Below are 21,464 nucleotides of genomic sequence, written 5' to 3' on the forward strand. Positions count from 1 at the left end.
ATCATGATCGGCGACACCATCGCCCGCCAGCTCACCCTCAACCGAGCACTACGCTACCAACCACTCAACACCAAACTGTCCGACAAGTCCTGAAACACATCTGTCCGTGAGGTCCTGAAACAGCACAGACGGTTAGAACCGTCCTTGCCACTCACGAGGCCCAAAGCATGTGGTGACCACCTATGGGATCTTGCCCAGGTGTAGTGCGTGACCACATAGCCTAAGCGGGCCGGGCGACCTAACGTCGTCCGGCATGAGTGGTGCGTATCACAGCGATCTGGCCGGTAAGTCCGCGCTGGTCACGGGCGCGGCGAGCGGGATCGGCCTGGCCTGCGCCGAAGCGCTCGCCGAGGCGGGGGCCAAGGTCCACCTCGCCGACATCGACGACGCCGTCGAGCAGGCGGCGGCCGCCGTCAACGGCATCGCGCACGTCGTCGACCTCACCGACGCCCAGGCCGTCGAGACCCTCCCGGCCGAGATCGACATCCTCGTCAACAACGCCGGTTTCCAGCACATCGCGCCGATCCACGAGTTCCCGACGGAGACGTTCACCCGTCTCCAGGCGCTCATGGTCACCGCGCCGTTCCTGCTCATCCGCCGCGCGCTGCCGAACATGTACGACCGCGGCTGGGGGCGCGTGGTCAACATGTCCAGCGTCCACGGCCTCCGCGCGAGCCCGTTCAAATCCGCGTACGTCACCGCGAAGCACGCGCTCGAAGGCCTCTCCAAGGTCACCGCGCTCGAAGGCGCGGAGCACGGCGTGACCAGCAACTGCGTCAACCCCGGCTACGTCCGCACGCCGCTGGTCACCGGCCAGCTCCAGGCGCAGGCCGAGGAACACGGCCTCGAACGCGACGCGGTCATCGAGCAGGTCCTCCTGCGCCGTTCCGCGATCAAGCGGCTCATCGAACCCGCCGACGTCGCCGCGTGCGTGCTCTGGCTGTCCGGCGAGCACGCCGCCCATGTCACCGGTACCTCGATCCCCCTCGACGGCGGCTGGACCGCCGCGTGAACCCTTGTGTCTCCCGAGGAACCCGCGACCGCGATCGACGTCGGCAGGGCGCTGCCTGGTCGTCCACTCACGATGGCGATAGGGCGCCCTGCCACCGCGATAGCGGGGCCTCCGGCCGGGCGGGTTCACGCTCGGCCGCCTTCCGGATCCACCTCCAGCTCCGCCAACAAGTTCTCAAGAAAGGACGTCCTCGGTGACCACCCAGAACCGCGGCTCGATCGCGAAGGTCGTCAGCGCCAGCCTGATCGGCACGACGATCGAGTGGTACGACTTCTTCCTCTACACCTCCGCCGCGGCGCTGGTGTTCGGCAAATTGTTCTTTCCCTCCAACGATCCGCTGACCGGCACGCTGCTCGCGTTCCTGACCTACGCCGTCGGATTCCTCGCGCGGCCGGTCGGCGGGCTGGTGTTCGGCCATTTCGGCGACCGCGTCGGCCGCAAGAAGCTGCTGGTGCTGAGCCTGTTGCTGATGGGCGGTTCCACCTGCGCGATGGGCATCCTCCCGACGTACGCCTCCGTCGGTGTCCTCGCGCCGATCCTGCTGACGCTCCTGCGGCTCGTGCAGGGTTTCGCGCTCGGCGGCGAATGGGGTGGCGCGGTGCTGATCGTCTCCGAACACGGCGACGACAAGCGGCGCGGATTCTGGGCGTCCTGGCCGCAATGCGGTGCTCCCGGCGGCAACCTGCTCGCGACGGCGGTCTTGGCGATCCTCGCCGCGACGCAGTCCGACGAGGCGTTCCTCAGCTGGGGCTGGCGGATCCCGTTCCTGCTTTCCGGTGTCCTCGTGGTGATCGGGCTCTGGATCCGGCTCGCGGTCAGTGAATCGCCGGTGTTCCTTGCGGCGCAGAAGAACAACGCGACCACGCACGCTCCCGTCGTCGAGGTGTTCCGCAAGAGCTGGCGCGCGGTGCTGATCACGATCGGCTCGCGGATGGCGGAAAACGTCTCGTACTACGTGATCACCGCGTTCATCCTCGTGTACGTCACCACCGGTCTGAGCATGCCGAAATCGGCGGGACTCAACGCGGTGCTCATCGGTTCGGCCGTGCATTTCGTGACGATTCCCTTGTGGGGCATGCTTTCCGACCGGATCGGCCGACGGCCGGTGTACCTGTTCGGCGCGATCGGCATGGCGGCGTGGAGTTTCGCGTTCTTCGCGATGCTCGACACGAAGAACCCGGGCGTCATCATTCTCGCGGCGACCGTCGGGCTGGTGCTGCACGGCGCGATGTACGGCCCACAGGCCGCGTTCTTCTCCGAGCAGTTCCCGACGCGGGTGCGCTACACCGGACTTTCGGTCGGTGGGCAGCTGTCGTCGATCGCGGCCGGGGCGGTGGCGCCGCTCGTCGCGGTCGCGTTGTTCAAGGAGTTCGGCAGCACGATCCCGGTCTCGCTCTACGTGGTCGCGATGTGCGTGCTGACCGTGATCGCCCTGCTCGCCGCCCGCGAGACCAAGGGCGAGTCCCTGCACTCCGAAGTTCTCACGGAGCGCAGTCACGTGTCAGCATGACCGCTGTGGACGGAGCTGAGACGGCGACGCAGTTGCGCCGGTTGCTCGAACTGCTCGCCTCCGGGGCGGGCAGCGAGCAGCTGGCGCACGTCCCCGTCGACCCGAAGGCCACCGAGCTGGCGCTGCGGATCCGGGACACCGTCGCCGAGCACCGGCGGCGCGAGGCGGAGCTGGCCGCGCTGTTCGACACGGCCAGCGACCTCGCCCGGCTCGACGATCCGGACGCCGTCCTGCGGTCGATCGTGCGGCGGGCGCGGGCGTTGCTCGGCGTGGACGTCTCGTATCTCAGCCTCAACGACGAGACTGAGGGCAAGACCTACGTCCGGGTGACCGACGGCTCGGTTTCCGCGCTGTTCCAGGACATCGTGCTGGGTATGGGCGAGGGGCTCGGCGGGCTGGTCGCGCAGACCGCGCGGCCGTACGCGACGGCGGACTACTTCAACGACAAGCGGTTCCGCCACACGTCGGCGATCGACACCGGGGTGCTCGACGAGGGCCTGACCGCGATCCTCGGGGTGCCGCTGGCGATCGGGAGCAAGGTCATCGGGGTGCTGTTCGCCTCCGACCGGACCACCCGCGAATTCTCGCCCGACGAGGTCGCGCTGCTGTCGTCGCTGGCCGACCACGCGGCGATCGCGCTGGACAACGCGCATCTGCTCGACGAGACGCGCCGCGCGGTCGCCGAACTGAACGCCGCCAACGCGACGATCAGCGCGCACAACGACGCGATGCGCCGCGCCGAGGACGCCCACGACCGGCTGATGGATCTCGTACTGCGCGGTGGCGACCTGGCCGAGGTCGCCGCCGCGGTCGCGGACGTGCTCGGCGGTGCGATCGCCGTCTACGACGCGGAAGGCGTCGTCCTCGCCAGGACAGATGGCGAGCTGGAGCTTTCGCGGGCGGCGGTTTCGGCGTCCAGGGCGAGCGGACGCGCTGTGTCTACTGAGGACGGTTGGCTGTGCGCGGTCCAGGCGGGGCAGGAATTCCTCGGCAGTCTGGTACTCGGCGGCGGGCGGTCGCTCGGCGAGGCGGACCGGCGGCTGTTCGAGCGGGCGGGCGTGGTCACCGCCGTCCTGTTGATGCAGCGGCGTTCCGTCGCACGCGCCGAGGACGAGGTGCGCGGGGAACTGCTGTCGGACCTGCTCACCGCGCCGGGCCGCAATCCCGCGGCGCTGCTGGCCCGCGGTCGCCGTTTGGGGGTCGATTTGTCGACATCGCATGTGGTGCTGGTCGCGCATGCCGACGACGTCTCCCGGCGAAGGCTGGCCACCGCGGCCGTCCGGCACGCGGACCTCGTCGGTGTCCATGCCGACGAGGTGGTCCTCCTGGTTCGTGGTGCGGACGCCGGGGCGCTGGCCCGGTCCGTGGCCGCCGACCTGTCGTCCACAATGGACTGTAGGGTGACGGTGGGCGCGGCCGGCCCGGCGGGGTCACCGCGGGAGTTGGCCGTGGCGCACGCCGAAGCCGCGCGATGCGTCGCTTCGTTGCTGGCACTGGGCAGGGCGGGAGAAGGCGCGAGCATGGCCGACCTCGGCTTCGTCGGGCTGCTGCTCGGCGAGCACGCCGATCTCGGCGCGTACGTGACCGCCACGATCGGCCCGGTGCTCGACTACGACGAACGCCGCGGCACGGATCTGATCGGCACCCTTCGCGCGTATTTCGCCTGTGGCGGCAACTTGACGCGGGCCAAGGACCTGCTCCACGTGCACGTCAACACCGTCGTGCAGCGGCTGGACCGCATCGCGTCCCTGCTGGGCGAGCAGTGGCAGTCGCCTGAGCGCGCGCTGGAACTCCAGCTCGCGCTCAGGCTGCACCGCCTCACCAATGACCGAAACGGATGACGTCGTCGAAGTCGCGGCGGGCGATCTTGGTCGCCGAAGAACCGGGTGAAGGCCCGGATTCCGCACCGTGCCCGAGCGCCACGACGCCGATCGGGTCGTGGTCCTCCGGCACGCCGAACTCGCTGTGCAGTCGCTCCACGCTTTCCGGCGCCAGCCCGAAGAACACGGCGCCAAGATCCTCGTCGACGGCCGTCTGGAGGATCAGCAACGTCGCCATCCCGGTGTCGACGTCCCAATACGGCACGCGCCACCACGAGTCGTCTCGGTCGGCGACACCCTTGTCGGGCTTGGCATAGCGGTCGAGGTAGGCGTTCTTGACCGAGAGCGGGACGATCGCGACCGGCGCCGTGGTGACGGTTTCCGGTGCCCAGCTCGCCCCGAACTCCCAGAATTTCGCGAGTTCCTCGCCGGTGAGGACGAGAAATCCTTGTCCCTGTGAGAAACCGGCCGAGGGGCCCTTCAGCGCGTTGCGCAGAATGCGCCGCAGGCTGGCCTCGGCGACGGGTTCGTCGGTGAACTTCCGGACCATGCGACGGCGTCGTACGACGTCCTGGAATTCCATCGGATCAGCCTAGTGCGCAAGTGGTCGCCAGGTCACCGCTCGCGCGCGGGATCGTCGCCGAACCGGGCGGGCGGACGCCGTCGAGCCAGCCTTCGAGCGCGGTGAACGCCGTGCGGAAACACGGACCGATGGGCCGCAGCTTGTCCGGGTACGCGTCGTAGAGCCCGTCGACGTGGTTGCCGTCGACGATCCGGTAGTAGCGCTGGAGCCCGGCGCGACCCTGTTCGGCGATCATCCGCTGGTAGACGTCGGAATCGCGGGTGATCGGCAACAGGGTGTCGAGAGTGCCGTGCAGGGTGATCAGCGGTTTGCCGATCCGGCCGGTCAGCGAGATCCGTTCGACCGCGCGGTGCACCGACGGCGGGCGAGTGGCGTAGTCGTAGTCGGTTCCGGCGAACGACGGATCGAATTCGGCCTGATAGATGCGCTGCGTCAGGCCCCAGTAGACGTCGTTGTGGTACTTCCAGAGGAATTCCGAACCCGGCGCGAAGCCGGCGTCGAGGATTTCTCGGTGGGCTTGCGCGGAACCGGCGGCATAGGCGGGATAGGCCTTGATCGCGAGCGGCAGGAAAGTGAACAGGTTCGGGCCGTCTTCGTGCCAAAGCGTGCCCTCCCAGTCGATACCGCCGTCGTAGAGCCACGGCCGGTTCTCGAGCTGCCAGCGGACGAGGTAGCCGCCGTTCGACATCCCGGCCGCGAGGGTGCGGCTCGGCAGGCGCCCGTAGCGTTGCGCGACGGCGGCTTTCGCGGCGATCGTCAGCTGAGTGACCCGTGAGTTCCACTCCGCGAGCGCGTCGCCGGGGCGGCGTCCGTCGGTGTGGAAGTCAGCGCCGGTGTTGCCCTTGTCGGTGGCGGCGAACGCGTAACCGGCGGCGAGGACCTGGTCGCCGATCGCGCGATCGTTCGCGTACTGCCGTCGTACGCCGGGCGACCCCGAGACCACCAGGCCGCCGTTCCAGCGATCGGGCAGCCGCAGCACGAACTGCGCGTCGTGGTTCCAGCCGTGTGTCGTGTTGGCCGTCGACGAGTCGGGGAAGTAGCCGTCGATCTGGATGCCGGGGACCCCCTTGGGCGCGGGGAAACCGGCCGAGGTCAGCCCGGCCCAGTCGGACTGGACGGTGTGCCCCGTGGCCAGGGTGCCGGTGGTCGTCAGATCGTCCAAACAGGACAGTTCTTGTTTCGCGGCGCCGGGAACGCGCACGTTCCCGCAACCGCTCGCCGCCTGGGCGGGGGTGGCCAGGGCCAGCATCATCGCGAGGACCAGAATGAGCCGCATCGGACGACGGTAAGCGGCGGATTCGGGTGCCGGTATCCGGTGTGACCACACAAAACGCGTCGCCGCTGTGGTGGTCTTCCACGTGGGAAGCGGGCGTCGGCGGTTTTAGCCTGAGGTGATGCGAAAACTCCTCATCGGCGCGGTGGTTTCGGCATTGACCCTTCTCCTTCCGGCTCCGGCGCAGGCGGCGACGATCCGCCCGGTGACCGGGTTCGGGAGCAATCCCGGTGCGTTGCGGATGTTCGAATACGTTCCCGACGGGCTGCCGTCCGGACGTCCGGCGGTGGTCGTGCTGCACGGCTGCACCCAGGACGCGGCCGGATACGCAAGCGGCTCCGGCTGGGTCGGTCTCGCGGACAGACTGCGGTTCAAACTCGTTCTGCCGCAACAGGTTTCGGCGAACAACTTCAGCAAGTGCTTCAACTGGTTCCAGGCGGGTGACATCAAGCGCGGGTCCGGAGAGGCCGAATCGATCGCGCAGATGGCGCGGTTCTCGGCAGGCAGCCGGACGTACGTGACCGGCCTGTCGGCGGGTGGCGCGATGACTTCGGTGCTGCTGGCGGCTTATCCGGAGCTGTTCGCGGGCGGCGGTGTCGTCGCGGGACTGCCTTATGGCTGCGCGACTTCGATGATCGACGCGTACTCCTGCATGAATCCCGGCAAGGATCTGACCCCGCAGCAGTGGGGCGACAAGGTGCGCGCCGCGGGCGTCGGGCCGCGTTCACCGGTCAGCGTCTGGCACGGGACCGCGGATTACACGGTCGCTCCGATGAACATGCGCGAGCTTGCCGAGCAGTGGACCGATGTCGGCGCGGCCGTCGACACGCATGCCATCACCGGTATGGGGCACGGTCAGCCGATCGCGCCGGGAGCCGGATGTGGGCAGGCGGGCCCGTATCTGCTCGATGTCGGCGTGTGCGCCGCGGCCGAGCTCGCGGCGAAGTGGCGGCTAGGCGAGGACGGCGTCCAGTAGCCCGGGGAAGCGTGCGTGGACGTCTTCGGTGCGTAACTCGACCCAGCGGGTCCGGCCCTCGACGAACGTCGTCGTGAGGCCGGCCTCGCGCAACACCTTCCAGTGATGGGAGAGCGTCGGCGCGCTGATCTCGACGTCGTACTCGGTGACGGCGCAGCTTCGCGGCGAAGGATTGCTTCGCAGTGCGCGGATCAGCTCCAGGCGTACGGGATCCGCGAGCGCCTGGAGGACCGGCACGATCTCGATCTCGTCGATCGACGGCTGCGGCAGCGTGCTGCTCACTTCACTCCAAACTATTTGACAGTCATCGAATAGTCCGGCCACTATACCGCCCATGACGATTCGACGATCATCAAATGATCGGCTCGCTCTGGGGGCTCTCCTGGTACTCGCCGTCGGGACGTTCACCGTCGGCACCGACGGCTTCGTCCTGAACGGGCTGCTGCCCACCATCGCCGCCGACCTGCGCGTTTCCGAAGCCGTCGCCGGCCAGCTGACCACGGTCTTCGCGGTGACCTACGCGGTTTCCTCGCCGATCATCGCGGCCTTCACCGGACGGCTCGACCGGCGCTGGGTCCTCGGCGCGGGGATGGTGCTGTTCACGATCGGCATGGCCGGTCAGGCGCTCGGCGAGTCCTTCGCCGTGGTCGCCGTCGCACGCGTGCTGGCCGCCCTCGGCGCCGCCGCGTTCCAGTCCAACGCCTACGTCCTCGCCGGTGCGCTGGCGTCGGACGAGCGCCGCGGCCGCGCACTGGCCACGGTCTCCGCCGGGATGAGCGTGTCGATGGTGCTCGGTGTGCCGATCGGGGTGCTGGCCGGGAACTGGTTCGGCTGGCGCGCGGTGATGTGGGGGATCGGCGCGGTGGCGCTGATCGTGATGCTGCTCGTGCCGCTGCTGCCGGGAGTCCGGATGCCGACCGTGTCGTTGCGCGACAGGCTCGCCGTCGTCGTACGGCCGCCTATCGCGCGCGTGCTCGGCGTGAGCGTTCTCGGTACCGCCGCGGGCTTCGCGGCCTTCGTGTACTTGCCGGTGCTGGTCGCTCCGGTGGCGGCGGGCGCGATGATCTCGTGGCTGCTCGTCGGTTTCGGGATCGGGCAGATCGCGGGCAACGCCTTCGCGGGCCGGGCCACCGACTCGCTCGGCCCCGCGCGCGTCCGCTCGATCTCGCTCATCGGGACGGTCGCGACCCTGGCGCTGCTGGACGTCGCCGTGCTGAGCCTGCCCGGCGCGCTGATCCTCGCGCTGGCATCGGGCGCGTTCGGCGGAATGCTGATGGTGCCGCAACAGCACCGGCTGTTCTCGCTGGCACCCGACGCGCCGACGGTCGCCATGGGCCTCAACGGTTCCGCGATCTACGCAGGCGGCGCGCTCGGCGCCGCGCTGGGTGGCGTCGTGCTGTCCTCGGCGGGTGTCTGGTGGGTCGGTCCCGTTGCCGCCTTCGTCGCTCTGCTGGGCTTCGCGCTTTCGGTGCCTTCGCGGACGAGGGTGCCCGAGCCCGCCTGATCAAAACGAGAGCAAGGGACCTTTGCTCTCGTTTGTCTCAACGTCGAGAGAAGCGGTAGCAAAGGTCCCTTGCTACCCCGCTCGGCGCGGTGTCCCCAGCCGATGACGTCGAGCGGCAGGATGCCGGCGGCGGACACCCGTTCGCGTCGCGTGAGCGAGGCGTCGGGATGAACGGGTCTGTCCGCCGGTGGTTCAGCTCGCGCGCACCCGGAGGGAGTCGAGAGCCTTGCGTACGTGGCCATCGTTGGCCGCCAGCGCCTTCGCCGCACTCGCGACGTCCTCGCCGGACAGCAGATGGACCAGCGCGACCTTGAGGTCGCCGTCGGCCTCGGTGAGCGCGTCGGAGCAGTCCGCCATGCTCATACCGGTGGCCTCGCGCAGGATCCTGATGGTCCGTCCGCGCAGCTTCGCGTTGGTCGCCCGCATGCTGACCATCAGGTTCGAATACGTGCGGCCGAGCTTGATCATCGTCGCGGTGGAGAACGCGGTGAGGATGATCTTCTGCGCCGTGCCCGCCTTCATCCGCGTCGACCCGGCGATCGCCTCGGGGCCGGTGTCCACCGCGATGAGGACATCGACACCCGGCGGCGTCACCGCTGCCGGATTACCCGACACCAAGGCGGTGCGGGCACCGCGACGGCTGGCCGCGGCCAGCGCGCCGAGGACGTAGGGCGTCCGGCCGGAAGCCGTCAGCCCGAGCACGAAGTCGCCTGGTGCGACGGACTCGGCCACCTCGGCGGCTCCGGCCTTCGCGTTGTCCTCGGCGTCTTCGACGGCCTGGCGCAGCGCGCGTGGGCCACCCGCGTGATGCGCGATGAACCAATCGGAGGGCACGTTGAACGTCGGCACGAGCTCCGCCGCGTCCAACGTCGCCAGCCTGCCGGACGTGCCGGCCCCGAAATAGTGCACGCGGTGCCCCGACCGCAGCGCTTCCACGGCGAAGTCGACCGCCCGCGCCACCTGCGGCAGCACCGCGGCGACGGCTTCGGGGACCCGGCGATCCTCGGCGTTGATGGCGCCGAGGATGCCCATGGTCGACATCAGGTCGATGTCGGTCGTCCGTGGATTGCGCTGTTCGGTTGGCGAATCGACGTGCACCACCTGGCGTGGGACGGTCATCATGCGCCTCACTTTTTCGCTCATTTGCCGGTTTCCCGCGGCCGCCGCCTGCCGTCGGGCCGGACGCCCAGACGGTGCGAACCCACCGCGTCCCTGGTCGCGTCGAGCGCGTTGACCGACGCGTCCATGTGCCGCTGCGCGACACCGATGAACAGGCAGTCGATGACGGTCAGCTGCGCGATGCGACTGGCGGTCGCACCCGAGCGGAACGTCGTCTCCCGCGCGGCCGTGGTCAGTACGTGGTCGGAGACCTCGGTGATCGGCGAACGCGGGAAGTTCGTCACGGCGACGGTGATCGCGCCGTGCTCGCGGGCCACGCGCAGCGCCTCGACGGTGTCCGTGGTCGCGCCCGTGTGCGAGATGCCGATCGCGACGTCTCCGGGGCTCAGCACGGCGGCCGAGGTCAGCATGATGTGCGTGTCCGACCAGGCGAAGCTGACCCGCCCGATGCGGTGCAGCTTCTGCTGCAGGTCCGCTGCGACGAACGCGCTCGCGCCCACCCCGTAGACGTCCACGCGGCCCGCGCCGGCCAGCACGTCGATCACTCGCTGTAGCGACGGGATGTCGAGCTGGTCGGCGGTCTCCTCCACGGCACGGGCGTCCGCGAAGCTCACCTTGCCGATGACCGCGGCCAGGTCGTCCTCCGGACCGATCTCGCCACCGAGGTTGCGGGACGACCGCGCCTCGGACCGGGCGGTGTCGGCCGCCAAGGCGATCCTGAGCTGCGGATACCCGCCGACACCGACGGCCTTGCAGAACCGCGTGACGGTGGTTTCGCTGGTGTTGGCCGCGAGCGCGACCTCGGTGATGCTGCGCCGCGCGACCGTCGCGGGGTCGTCGAGGACGACCTTCGCGACACGCTGTTCGGCCCGGGCGAGCCCGGGCAGGAGGGAGCGAATCCGGACAAGCGGGCTCGCGTCAGCGTCCCGTGTCGGCTGCGCCGGCACGGCCTCGGACGGTGCGGCCGCGATTACGGAATCGGTATCGCCCACCGTGGGAAAGTTACTAACCGTTGGCATCTGCGACAAGGCTACCCACACCCTTCGGGAAGATCGCAACCTATCCGTGTCTGCGGATTCGATTTGCGATTAATCGTTGACCAGAAAGTCGCTAACCAGGTCGAGGCCGTTAACGAGGTCGAGCTAACGACTTGGCAACTTAGTGTCGCGACGCAAGGGGCTGTGTCCCGGTCAACGGGGCGGTCCGGTCAGCGCATCGGAGCGGTCCGGTTACCTACTGCTCAACTTCCAGCCGGTAGCGACGAAAGTAGGGGGATTATGCTCACTGTCCAGCAGTGTGCGGCCGCGTTCAGTGACTTTCACACCGTCCAAGGAAATTCCCCGTCCGGTGTAACGGGCATCGGTCGTGTAACGCCAGCGGAGGGTGATTTGTGAGCTTTGCGACACCTCGGCGGCCGCCCGCCACCAAGCCCGATGACCGTGCCCGCCCAGACCGGTCTGATCCCCGGTGGGAGCGCCTGGTCCGTTTGCACGCACAGTAATCGTTTTCCAGGTTGCTCCGCCGTCGGTACTTATTTCCAGGAACAGCGAGTCCGAGGGGCCCTCGGTATCCACGAAGGTGTCGAAGGAGACCTTCAGCGGCCCGCCACGGGCCTGGAGCGGCGGAGTCGTGAGCGTGGCCGTGGAGACGTCTCCGGCGCCGCTGAACCACGCGTCGTGGCCGCGCACCGGGCGGACGGCCATCGCCTTCGCCAGCGAGCTCGCCCACGCCTCCCTGGCGATGTTGATCGAGCCCCAGTTCCGCGTCGGGTGCACGCGGTTGGTGAGCAGGATCGCGAACGACCGCGACAGCGGGTCGATCACCAGCGAGGTCCCGGTGAACCCGGTGTGCCCGGCCGTCGAGGGCGCCGACAACGCGCCCATGTACCAAGTCTGGTCGAGTTCGAAGCCGAGGCCGTGCGCGTTGTCGGGGAACTTGTGGTTGTAGTTCGTCAGCATCGCCCGCACGGTCTCCTCGCGCAGGATCCGCTGGCCTCGGTACGCGCCGCCGTTGAGGATCGTCTGCGCGAGCACCGCCATGTCGGCGGCCGTGGAGAACACGCCCGCGTGCCCGGCGACGCCGCCCAGAGACCAGGCGTTCTCGTCGTGGACCTCGCCCCGTACGAGCCCTCGAGGCGGCTTCGCGGCGTACTCGGTCGCCGCGACCCTGGCGAGCTTCGACGCGGGCGGGTTGTACCCGGTGTCGGCCAGGCCCAGCGGGGTGGCGATGCGGTCCTGGACCACCTTGTCCAGCGGTGCCCCCGCCACCTTCTCGACCAGGAAGCCGAGCGTCAGCAGGTTGATGTCGGAGTACAGGTAGGTACTGCCGGGCGCGTTCTTGAGCGGGCTGTCGAGGACGGCCTTCCGGCGCGACGGGATGTCCGGGTAGCCCTCCCACAGCGAGGGGAGCGGTGTCGCGGCGAAGCCCGAGACGTGGGTGAGCAGCTGCTGGACGGTGACGGCCTCCTTGCCGTTAACCCCGAACTCCGGCAGGTACCGCACCACCGGCGCCGAGATGTCCAGTTTGCCCGCCTCGGCCAGCTGCATCACCGCGACGGAGGTGAACAGCTTCGAGATCGAGGCCATGTCGAAGATCGTGTCCGCGCGCATCGGCACCTGTTGCTCTGGCGGCAGTTCCGTGCCCTTCGCGTCGGCGTAGCGGACCGCGCCACCGACGGCCTGACGCTCGACGACCACGCCGTTGTGCGCGAGCAGCCCGACCGCTCCCGAGAAATGCGGATGCCCGGTGGCGTCCGGTTTCGTCCAGCTCTCGATGAACCGCTCGGCCGCTTTGATCGGCTCCGGGTCGAGCCCGACGTCGGCGGGCGCGCCGTCACGCAGGACGGTGGACGCGGGCGCGAAGCCTTCACGCGGCTTGTCGAACCGGCCCGCCGCGCGGTCGCGCTGCTGCTCGCTCCCTGGAATCGCCTGTGCTCCCGCCGTCGACAGCGTGGTCGCCGCGACCAGTACGGAGACGGCCGCGATCAGGATCTTCCTAACACGCAAGGTCGTTCCCCTCAGCGATAGATGAGATGGCGACGGCGTTTCCGGTCGAACTCGGCCAGTTCGGCCTGCCAGGACCCGACGATCTCGTCCACCCCGGCGCCTTTGTCGATCATCGTGCGCAACCTGTCGGAGCCGGAGAGCTTGTCGAGGAAGTTGTCGGGCCGCCACTTGAACTTGTCCGGATGCACCTGCTTGGCGGTGACGAACATGGTGACCGCGGTGCGGATGGCGTCGAACGCGCGTGGGTCCGTGACGGTCACCTGCACGCCGCCGCAGGGCTCGTTGACGAACTTGCCGAACGTCGGCACGAAGTACGCCTCGCGGAACTTGACCCCGGGCAGCCGTAGCTCGCCGAGCTTCTCGCGCCAGCGCCAGTCGAGGCCCGGCGCGCCGATGATCTCGAACGGCCTGGTGGTGCCCCGGCCTTCAGAGAACACGGTGCCCTCGAACATTCCCGTGCCGGGATAGACGAGCGCGGTGTCCGGCGTCGGCATGTTCGGGCTCGGCGGCACCCACGTCAGCCCGGTGCGCTCGAAGAGCTGGTCGCGTCGCCAGTCCCGTACTTCGACGATTTCGAGCTTGCCCGGCGTGACACCTTCGGCCGGCAGGAACTCGGCGGCGAAGAACCGCGCGAGTTCGCCGACGGTCATGCCGTGCTGCTGCACGATCGGCTTCCGGCCGACCCCCGAGGCGAACGCCGGGTTCAGCAGCGGCCCGGCGGCCTTGCCGCCCAACGGGTTCGGCCGGTCGAGCACGACGACCGCCGCGCCGACCTTCGCCGCCGCGACCATCGCCGTGTACAGCGACCAGATGTAGGTGTAGAACCGCGCGCCGACGTCGGCGATGTCGAAGACGACGGTGTCGACGCCCGCCTTCGTGAACATCCCGGCGAGCTTCGTCGCGTCGGCGCCGTACGCGTCGTAGACGGGCACGCCGGTGCGCGGATCGGTGTAGTCGCCTTCGGAGCCGCCCGCCTGCGCGCTGCCGCGGAAACCGTGTTCCGGCCCGAACGCGGCGAGCGGCCGGACCCCGGCGGCGACCATCGAGTCGACGATGTGGTCACCGCTCGCCAGTACGCCCGTCGGATTCGACAGCACGCCGAGCTTGCGGCCGGACAGCGGCGCCCAGCCCTTGGCGGCGAGCACGTCCGCTCCGGTGCGGGTGAGCGGGGGACCTTTGCTCTCGCTTTCCGGCTGGGCCCCCGCGACCGAGGACCCGGCTGTCAGCGCGGGGACCGCGAGCGCACCGGTGGCGAGGAAGTGGCGGCGGTTGAGGTTCACCAGGTCAGCCCGTGGCCGAAGGGGTACTTCACCGTGCCGACGTCCTTGCCCGCGGGAACGTCCACCGGCAGCTTGCCCTGCGGCTTCACCTTCCCGAGGATCACCTTCGCCAACGCTTCGAGCGAAGGCGAGATGTAGCCGTACGTGGCGAGCCACGTCTTGATCGGGTTCTCGTAACCGGCGTCGTACGGGATCTGGGCGGCGACCGCCACGACGGGCTTCCCGGTGTCGGCCAGTGCCTGCAACAGCTTGCCCTGCAACGGATACGTACCGACGTTGTTGGTCAGCACGACGACGAGGTCGACGTTCTTCGCCGCCGCGACGGCCTGCGAGATCTGCGCGTCGGTCGGCGTCTGCCCGGTCTGCAACGCCGTCGCCTGAGTGCCGTGCGCGGTGAGCTTCGCGGCCAGCGACGTCGTCGTGGTCGCGCCCCAGCCGGTCACGAGCGTCTTCGCCGGCTGCTGCTTGAGAGGCAGGACGCCGCCGTCGTTGCGGATCGCGGTGACCGACCGGTCGGCGATGCCCTGCGCGGTCGCGAGGTTGGCCGGGGTGCCGACCTTCGACATCACCTTGGCCGGGTCGACGAACGGCGAGGTCAGGATGCCCCGGTTCAGCTTGAGCTTGAGCACCCGCAGGACACTCTCGTCGATGCGGCGCTCGGTCAGCTCGCCCTTGCGGACGGCGTCGAGCACCGAGTTGATCGCGAGTTCGAGGTTCACCGGCATGAGCAGCTGGTCGATCCCCGCCTTGAGGGCCAGCACCGGGATCTCGGCGTCGGTGTGCATCTCGCGCACGGCGTCCATCGACAGCGAGTCGGTGACGACGACGCCGCGGTAACCGAGCTCCTCGCGGAGCTTGCCGGTGAGGATCGGCTTCGACAGCGTGGCCGGCTCGCCCGACGGGTCGAGGCTGGGGAACTGGATGTGCGCGCTCATGATCGAATCGATGCCCGCCTTGATGGCGGCCTTGAACGGCGGCACGTCGGTCGCGCGCCAGCTGTCCTCGCTGCGGTCGATCCTGGGCAGCTCGTGGTGGCTGTCGGTGGCCGCGTCGCCGTGGCCGGGGAAGTGCTTCGCGGCGGCGGACACCGTCTCGGAGCGCCGCCCGGAGTTCTGGAAGCCCTTGACCTGGGCTTCGACGAACTGGCTCGCCAGATCCGGGCGGCCGGAGAAGGACCGGACGCCGATCACCGGGTTGGCCGGGTTGGAGTTCACGTCGGCGTCGGGGGCGAAGTCCTGGTTGATGCCGACGGCGCGCAGTTCGTGCCCGAGGATGCGGGCGGCCTCCTGCGCGGCCTTGGTGTCCCGGCCGGCCGAGATCGCCATCGCGTTCGGCAGCTCGGTGGCGGGGGCACCCATCCGGGTGACCGTGCCGCCTTCCTGGTCGGTCGCGATCTGCAGCGGGATGCGGGCGCCGCTGCGGAGCGCCGCCCGCTGGAGCCCGTTCGAGAGCTTGGCGACCTGGACCGGGTCGTCGAAGTTGTCGCGGCTGTCGTTGTTGAAGTAGATGACGCCGCCCAGGTGGTACTTCTCGATCACCTGCGCGGGGGTGTCGACGCCGAAGTCGGCCTTGTTCTTGGCGTTGACCTCGTCGGCGGATTTCCCGTTCACCCACGTGACGAACAGCTGCCCCACCTTTTGCTCCAGGGTCAGCCCGCGCAGCGTCCGCTGCGCCTCCACGTCCGCCGTCACCGGCTGCGCGGTCGCCGGAACGCCCACTGAGGCTCCAGCACCCAGGGTGAGCAGACCCGCGAGGGGCAGGGCGAGCGCATGGATCCTCCGATGACGGGCGTGCGCGGTTCGGGTCGTCACCTCAAGCCTCCCAGATTCGTGCCTGACTCTCAGATGGAAAGAAGTCCACCTGGAAGCACTGATATCCGGAAGCTACCCACGAGCACTTTGCTTGTCCATCGGCCACCCGCACGAACGGTCCGTTCGTACACAAAGGGACGCGAAGGGGCCTGTCACGCTTGAAAACGGGGGCAAAACACTGGCGGCGCCCGTCGGCCGAAGCCGGCGGGCGCCGCCAGTCAGTGCGGGCAACTCGGGCGACCAAGCGTGCAACTCTGGTCGTACCTTCATGGACTCGGCGTCCGGCGTCCCGGTACGCAGTCCCTAGACGACGAGCCTCCCGCGGCGCGCTGCGCGTGGGTACCCGGTGTCCGCACACGGAGATTCGCCGGGGTGGAACAGGCTTCTCTTCTACCTGTTCCCTGGCCGACCGAACGTCCGCACCTACTTTCTACGCCGTGAGCCGGGTCACTTCAAGTGCGCAGACGGGTGCACCGGTACAGAGGCTCGATCTAGTGACACGGGCACCCTCCGCGACGGACAATTCGCGGCCCTGACTGCGAAAACCGGCTCGGTACCGCCGTGTGGGTGCGTGCTCAGCGGGTGCGTTTGCGCCGGTTGTAGCCGTACCAGGTGGCCCCCGCGGCGACGGCGCCGAGCGCGACCAGCCCGGCCGAGCGCGCCGGGATCCGGGTGCGCAGTGACATCGGGTGTTCGAAGGCGAGGATCTCCCAGCCCTGCTCCGTCGCGTGCTTGCGCAGGACACGGTCGGGGTTGACCGCGTGCGGCCGTCCGACGACCTCGAGGAGCGGGATGTCGGTGCTCGAGTCGGTGTACGCGTGGCACTGGGTGAGGTCGTAGCCGTAAGTCGCCGCGAGCTGCTTCGCCGCGACGGCCTTGTTCTCGCCGTAGCAGTAGAAATCGACTTGGCCCGAGTAGCGACCGTCCACGATCTGCATCCGCGTGGCCACGCTGCGCGTCGCGCCGAGCATTTCGGCGACCGGCGCGACGACCTCCTCGCCGGTCGCCGACAGGACCACGACGTCGTGCCCGTCCGCGCGATGCGAGGAGATCAGTTCCGCCGCCTCGGCGTAGACGAGCGGGTCGACGACGTCGTGCAGCGTTTCGCGGACGATCGCGGAGACCTGCGCGACGTCCCATCCGGCGCACAGCGCGGAAACCTCGGCCCGCATCCGCTCGGTCTTCGCCGCGTCCGCGCCCGCGAGGGAGAAGACGAGTTGGGCGTACGCGCTGCGAAGCGCGGCTCGGCGGTTGATGAGGCCTTCGCGCAAAAGCGGCTTGCTGAAGGCCAACGCGCTCGATGACGCGATGATCGTCTTGTCGAGATCGAAGAACGCCGCGACCTGGCTGGGCGTCGTACTGGGTCGGTCCACTCGCCAAGGATAGGAGAGCCGGACGGCCGCGCGCCCGTTGGTCGACCACGATCGGGATACCCCGGTGGAAAATTCACGACCGCGTACTCGTCCCGGCGTGTCGTGCCGTTATCGAATTGTGGGTACGGAGGCCGCCCGCAACGGGCCGGTATCGGAGTTACAGTGAGATTGTCCGGTGTTGCACCGGGCCCAGGTTCAGTCCGACCCCCCGGGGCTGAACCCCAGGCGGCCCTCGTCCCTCCCCCCTGGCGAGGGCCGCCTCCTTTATCCCTTGTGGTGCCGATGGTTCAGACCTCGTCGGCCGCGGAAACCCCGGCCGGGCAACGCTGAAACCGGTCGAAGTTCGTTAACCTTCTTTTCTCTCAACCCTTTTCCTGCTCGGTCACGTACCGGAAAAAGGGCCGTGGATCCGTGACGGCAAGGACCGACAAAAGCGCGGGAAAACGGTTTCCGGTGGCGGAGTTGTCCACAACACCCCGGTTGTCCACAGGCGGGGCGGAATGGCGTTGTGCGCGGCGGGGAGCGGCGCGACCGTGGAGTCGTCACCCGAGTCCGACCGAATCACTGGGGGAGCCATGACCGTGGAACATCCGCTCGTCGTCGCCGGCGACGACATCCTGCTCGACGAGATCCTGCGCGTGGCCGCGGCCGCGGGCTGCGAGGTCGAACGCGCACCCGATCTGGACGCCGCACGCGGAAGGTGGGCCCGCGCGCCGCTCGTGGTGCTCGACGAGGAAGCCGCGAGCGCGCCGAACCGCCTGCTGCGGCGGAACAAGGTCCTGCTGGTCTGCAAGGGCGCGCCGACGCCGGTGACGTGGGAGCGGGCCTTCAACACCGGTTCGGAGAAGGTTCTTTCGCTCCCGGACGAGGAAGGCGACCTCATCGGCGAGTTCGCCGACGTCGTCGACGGGCCGGCGCGTGACGACGGCGTCGTCATCGGGATCATCGGCGGGCGGGGCGGTGCCGGGGCATCCGTGCTGGCGGCCGCCGTCGCGTACCAAGCGGAAAAGTCCGGCGCCGGCGGGCTGCTGGTCGACTGCGACCCGCTCGGTGGCGGGGTCGACGTCCTCCTCGCCGCCGAACGCGATCGCGGGCCCCGCTGGCCGGAGCTCGACCTCGGCGGCAGGGTGTCCATGGCCGCTTTGAGCGAAGCCCTGCCGCGAAAGAAGTACTCGACCGGCTCACTGTCCTTTGTGTCCTATGGCAGGGAAGGCCGCGGCCCCGGGCCCGAGGCGATCGAGGGCGTGCTGAACGCCGGACGGCGGGCGGGACGGACGGTCGTCTGCGATCTGCCGAGGTATTTCGGCGCCGAGACGGCCACCGTGATCGGGCTGGCCGATCTCGTCGTGGTCGTCGTCCCGGCGGAACTCCGTGCCTGCGCCGCGGCGAAACAGGTCCTCGCCAGGCTCGAACCCCACGCGACGAGGATCGGTATCGCGGTCCGCGGGCCGTCGCCCGCCGGGCTGATCCCGCAGGAGATCGCCGACGCCGTCGGTGTCCCGCTCATCACGTCGATGGGCCGCGAGCGAGCCCTTTCGGTGGCCCTCGACCGCGGCGAATTCGTCCCGCGGCATCGCGGGCACCTGGCCACGGCCGCCACCGAGGTCCTCGCGGCGGCGCGCGAAAACCTGGCCGGTGCCTCGCGATGACCGAAGATCTGGTCGAGCGGGTCCGGCGACGGCTGGCCGGATCGGCCGGCCCGGCGGATCCGGTGAGCGTCGCGCGGGCGGTCCGTGCCGAGGCGGGCGGCGCACTCGGTCAGGACGCCGTCCTCGGAGCGGTCCGGCTGGCCCGTGACGAGTTCGTCGGCGCCGGCCCGCTCGCGCCGCTTCTCGAAAAGCCCGGCGTCACCGACGTCCTCGTCACCGCTCCCGACAAGGTCTGGGTGGACACCGGCACAGGTCCCCAGGAGACGGAGATCCGTTTCGCCGACGAGGAAGCGGTCCGCAGGCTGGCCCAGCGGCTCGCCCTCGCCGGCGGGCGGCGGCTGGACGACGCGCAACCGTTCGCGGACTGCTGGCTGCCGGGAGTGGGGCCGCAAGGCCGGGTCAGGATGCACGCGGTACTCCCGCCGCTCGCGCCCGCCGGGACCGCTCTCTCGCTCCGCGTTCTCCGGCCGGCCACCCATGATCTCGCGGAACTCCGGTTGCGCGGGGTGTTCGGCACCAGCGGCGCGGATCTGCTCGACTCGGTCATCCGGCGACGGCTCGCGTTCCTGGTCTCCGGCGCGACGGGGTCGGGCAAGACGACCTTGCTCGCCGCGTTGCTCGGCGCCGTGCCCCCGTCCGAACGCATCGTCTGTGTCGAGGACGCCGGAGAACTGCAACCGGACCATCCGCAGTTCGTCAGCCTGCTCGCCCGCCCGGCCAACGTCGAGGGCGCGGGCGAGGTCGGGCTGAGTGAACTGGTGCGTCAGGCATTGCGGATGCGTCCGGACCGCCTGGTCGTCGGAGAAGTGCGCGGTGGAGAGGTGATCGCCTTGCTCAACGCGATGAACACCGGGCACGAAGGCGGCGGCTGCACCCTGCACGCCAATTCCTCGGAGGAGGTCCCGGCACGGATGGAGGCGCTGGCCGCGCTCGGCGGGCTGAAACGGGACGCGTTGCACAGCCAGCTGACGGCGGCGGTGCGGGTGGTCCTGCACATGGTCCGGCTGCCGAGCGGGATCCGGCGGCTGGACGAGGTCGGTGTCCTCCGGTCCTTTCGAGGCGAGGCCAAAGTCGTTCCGGTGTGGAGCAAGGGTGGCTGGATCGGCGACGAGACTCCCTTCGAGGAGCTGGCGGCATGAACCCCTGGTTCCTCCTCTCCTGCGGCGCGGGGCTGGCTTGCTGGCCGAAGCCGATGGTGCGCGCGCCGATCGTCTGGCGGTTGCCGCGAGTGGTTCGGACGGGTTGGTGGCCTCTGCCGGCGCTGCTCGTCCTGCCGTTCCTCGGGATCGGCTGGGCGGTGGCGGCATTCGTGTTCACCGTGACCGTCCGCCAGGAGATCCGGTCGCGGGCACGGGCGAAAGCGGCGCTGGCCGAAGCCGAGCTCACCGCGTCCGTGCTGCGGACGATGATCGGTGAACTCCGCGTCGGGGCCCATCCGGTGACGGCGGCCGAAGCCACCGCAGGGGCGTTCCCCGCGGCGTCCGAGCGGCTGCGCGGACTCATCGCGGCCGCCCGGTTCGGTGGTGAGACCGCCGCCGATCCGGACGCGCCACCGGCGCTGGTGAACGCGTGGACGCTCGCGAACCGGTTCGGGTTGCCGATGGCCGACGTGCTTGACGCCGCGCGACGGGACACGGAGGCGGGGATCGGCTTCCGCCGTCGGCTCAAGGCCAAGATGGCCGGTCCCCGGGCGAGCGCCGCCGTGCTCGCGGCACTCCCGCTGGTGTGCCTGCCACTCGGCGAGGCGATGGGGGCGAGCCCCGTCCACGTCCTCACCGGGACGGGCGCCGGGCAGCTGCTGCTCGTCGTGGGCAGCGGGCTGATCTGGGCGGGCACGGCCTGGTGCCGGGCCCTCACCGGGCGGGTGGCGTCGTGCTGACCGGCGCGGCGTTGATCCTGCTGGGCGGTGCCGTCTTCTGTTGGCCACGCGTCGCGGCCGGAGGCGTAGCGCGGCCAGGACGGTTCCTCACGTGGCTTCGGGACCGGTCGCCCCGGGACGACGACGTCTTCGAACTCGTCCGGTCCGCTGCCACTCTCGATCTGCTGGCCGCCTGCCTGGCAGGTGGGCTGCCGGTACCCGTCGCGCTGGGGGCCGTCGTGCCGACCGCTTCACCGAAGACCGCGGCAGCTCTGCGTTCGGTGGCGTCGCATCTCGCCGTGGGCATCGGGCCGGCGGAAGCCTGGGCGCCGGTCCGTGACCGGCCCGGCCTGACCGAACTGGCCGTCGCCGCCGTCCGGACGGCGCGGGCGGGCACCGCGCTCGCCACGCACGCGAAGGACCTCGCGCGAAGACTGCGCGAGTCGCTCTCCGCCGAGGCCGAGGAACGCGCGGAACGGGCGGGAGTGCTGCTGGCGGCCCCGATCGGCCTGTGCTTTCTTCCCGCGTTCCTGTGCCTCGGTGTCCTGCCCGTCGTGCTCGGCCTCGCCGGGCGACTCGGTGGCGTCCTCTGATCCTGAACGGCGGGCGGCGCTGAAGAAATAGCGCGAGAAGCGATCAAAGACGTGAGCCCGCCCCGGCCGAAGGCCCCGCTATCGCGGTCGCGGGTTCA

General features: G+C 69.6%; 18 protein-coding genes. 9 read left to right on the forward strand and 9 right to left on the reverse strand.

What is annotated here, in order from left to right; translation table 11 throughout:
* Window positions 1–253 precede the first annotated feature (253 nt).
* The 3 genes from DMH01_RS37385 to DMH01_RS37395 all read left to right on the forward strand — a co-directional run bounded on the left by DMH01_RS37385 (window position 254) and on the right by DMH01_RS37395 (window position 4,363).
* Complete coding sequence (locus DMH01_RS37385) at window positions 254–1,012, forward strand: 3-hydroxybutyrate dehydrogenase (RefSeq protein ID WP_125683394.1); 759 nt, start codon at window positions 254–256, stop codon at window positions 1,010–1,012.
* Between the two features lie 193 nt (window positions 1,013–1,205).
* Complete coding sequence (locus tag DMH01_RS37390) at window positions 1,206–2,522, forward strand: MFS transporter (RefSeq protein ID WP_125683396.1); 1,317 nt, start codon at window positions 1,206–1,208, stop codon at window positions 2,520–2,522.
* On the forward strand, window positions 2,519–4,363 hold the full coding sequence (locus DMH01_RS37395; protein WP_125683397.1) for a GAF domain-containing protein: 1,845 nt from the start codon (window positions 2,519–2,521) through the stop codon (window positions 4,361–4,363). The genes DMH01_RS37390 and DMH01_RS37395 overlap by 4 nt, the downstream gene beginning before the upstream one ends.
* On the opposite strand, the gene DMH01_RS37400 is transcribed toward DMH01_RS37395, so the two are convergent.
* Together DMH01_RS37400 and DMH01_RS37405 are read right to left on the reverse strand one after the other, a co-directional pair.
* Complete coding sequence (locus DMH01_RS37400) at window positions 4,341–4,925, reverse strand: nitroreductase family protein (RefSeq protein ID WP_125683399.1); 585 nt, start codon at window positions 4,923–4,925, stop codon at window positions 4,341–4,343. The genes DMH01_RS37395 and DMH01_RS37400 overlap by 23 nt on opposite strands.
* 4 nt (window positions 4,926–4,929) lie before the next feature.
* Window positions 4,930–6,201, reverse strand: coding sequence for a tannase/feruloyl esterase family alpha/beta hydrolase (locus tag DMH01_RS37405; RefSeq protein ID WP_199745774.1), 1,272 nt, complete (start codon window positions 6,199–6,201; stop codon window positions 4,930–4,932).
* Window positions 6,202–6,319: 118 nt separating this feature from the next.
* Between DMH01_RS37405 and DMH01_RS37410 the strand changes: the two genes are divergently transcribed.
* On the forward strand, window positions 6,320–7,174 hold the full coding sequence (locus DMH01_RS37410; RefSeq protein ID WP_125683401.1) for a PHB depolymerase family esterase: 855 nt from the start codon (window positions 6,320–6,322) through the stop codon (window positions 7,172–7,174).
* On the opposite strand, the gene DMH01_RS37415 is transcribed toward DMH01_RS37410, so the two are convergent.
* Window positions 7,151–7,456: a helix-turn-helix transcriptional regulator gene (locus DMH01_RS37415; protein ID WP_016337854.1), complete on the reverse strand. Its 306-nt coding sequence runs from the start codon at window positions 7,454–7,456 to the stop codon at window positions 7,151–7,153. The two genes, DMH01_RS37410 and DMH01_RS37415, sit on opposite strands and share 24 nt — an antisense overlap.
* A 52-nt stretch (window positions 7,457–7,508) precedes the next feature.
* On the opposite strand from DMH01_RS37415, the gene DMH01_RS37420 reads away from it, so the two are divergent.
* Window positions 7,509–8,678, forward strand: a complete 1,170-nt coding sequence (locus DMH01_RS37420; protein ID WP_125683403.1) for an MFS transporter — start codon at window positions 7,509–7,511, stop codon at window positions 8,676–8,678.
* A gap of 192 nt (window positions 8,679–8,870) precedes the next feature.
* Here DMH01_RS37420 and DMH01_RS37425 read toward each other — a convergent pair whose 3' ends face one another.
* From DMH01_RS37425 to DMH01_RS37450, 6 genes are all read right to left on the reverse strand, one after another.
* The gene (locus DMH01_RS37425; RefSeq protein ID WP_125683405.1) at window positions 8,871–9,800 is read right to left on the reverse strand and encodes an N-acetylmuramic acid 6-phosphate etherase; all 930 of its coding nucleotides are present in this window, start codon (window positions 9,798–9,800) and stop codon (window positions 8,871–8,873) included.
* 17 nt (window positions 9,801–9,817) lie between these two features.
* Window positions 9,818–10,816: a MurR/RpiR family transcriptional regulator gene (locus tag DMH01_RS37430; RefSeq protein ID WP_370323601.1), complete on the reverse strand. Its 999-nt coding sequence runs from the start codon at window positions 10,814–10,816 to the stop codon at window positions 9,818–9,820.
* Window positions 10,817–11,026: 210 nt separating this feature from the next.
* Window positions 11,027–12,802, reverse strand: coding sequence for a serine hydrolase (locus DMH01_RS37435; RefSeq protein WP_125683407.1), 1,776 nt, complete (start codon window positions 12,800–12,802; stop codon window positions 11,027–11,029).
* 11 nt (window positions 12,803–12,813) lie between these two features.
* Window positions 12,814–14,082: an exo-beta-N-acetylmuramidase NamZ domain-containing protein gene (locus tag DMH01_RS37440; RefSeq protein ID WP_125683409.1), complete on the reverse strand. Its 1,269-nt coding sequence runs from the start codon at window positions 14,080–14,082 to the stop codon at window positions 12,814–12,816.
* Window positions 14,079–15,893: a glycoside hydrolase family 3 protein gene (locus DMH01_RS37445; protein ID WP_233621836.1), complete on the reverse strand. Its 1,815-nt coding sequence runs from the start codon at window positions 15,891–15,893 to the stop codon at window positions 14,079–14,081. The genes DMH01_RS37440 and DMH01_RS37445 overlap by 4 nt, the downstream gene beginning before the upstream one ends.
* Window positions 15,894–16,468: 575 nt before the next feature.
* A complete protein-coding gene (locus DMH01_RS37450) occupies window positions 16,469–17,266 on the reverse strand; it encodes an HAD family phosphatase (protein ID WP_125683411.1) in 798 nt (265 codons plus the stop codon).
* A 575-nt stretch (window positions 17,267–17,841) separates the two neighbouring features.
* On the opposite strand from DMH01_RS37450, the gene ssd reads away from it, so the two are divergent.
* Genes ssd through DMH01_RS37470 form a run of 4 tightly spaced genes read left to right on the forward strand, consistent with a single transcriptional unit; the run spans window position 17,842 to window position 21,366 of the window.
* Window positions 17,842–18,915, forward strand: coding sequence for a septum site-determining protein Ssd (gene ssd, locus DMH01_RS37455; protein ID WP_125683413.1), 1,074 nt, complete (start codon window positions 17,842–17,844; stop codon window positions 18,913–18,915).
* Window positions 18,912–20,054: a TadA family conjugal transfer-associated ATPase gene (locus DMH01_RS37460; RefSeq protein WP_125683415.1), complete on the forward strand. Its 1,143-nt coding sequence runs from the start codon at window positions 18,912–18,914 to the stop codon at window positions 20,052–20,054. Before ssd ends, DMH01_RS37460 begins: the two co-directional genes overlap by 4 nt.
* Window positions 20,051–20,794: a type II secretion system F family protein gene (locus DMH01_RS37465; protein ID WP_125683417.1), complete on the forward strand. Its 744-nt coding sequence runs from the start codon at window positions 20,051–20,053 to the stop codon at window positions 20,792–20,794. Before DMH01_RS37460 ends, DMH01_RS37465 begins: the two co-directional genes overlap by 4 nt.
* A complete protein-coding gene (locus DMH01_RS37470) occupies window positions 20,788–21,366 on the forward strand; it encodes a type II secretion system F family protein (protein WP_125683419.1) in 579 nt (192 codons plus the stop codon). The genes DMH01_RS37465 and DMH01_RS37470 overlap by 7 nt, the downstream gene beginning before the upstream one ends.
* The last annotated feature ends 98 nt before the right edge of the window (window positions 21,367–21,464 follow it).

It is taken from the genome of Amycolatopsis sp. WAC 04182 (genome assembly GCF_003947465.1).
Taxonomy (GTDB): Bacteria; Actinomycetota; Actinomycetes; order Mycobacteriales; family Pseudonocardiaceae; genus Amycolatopsis.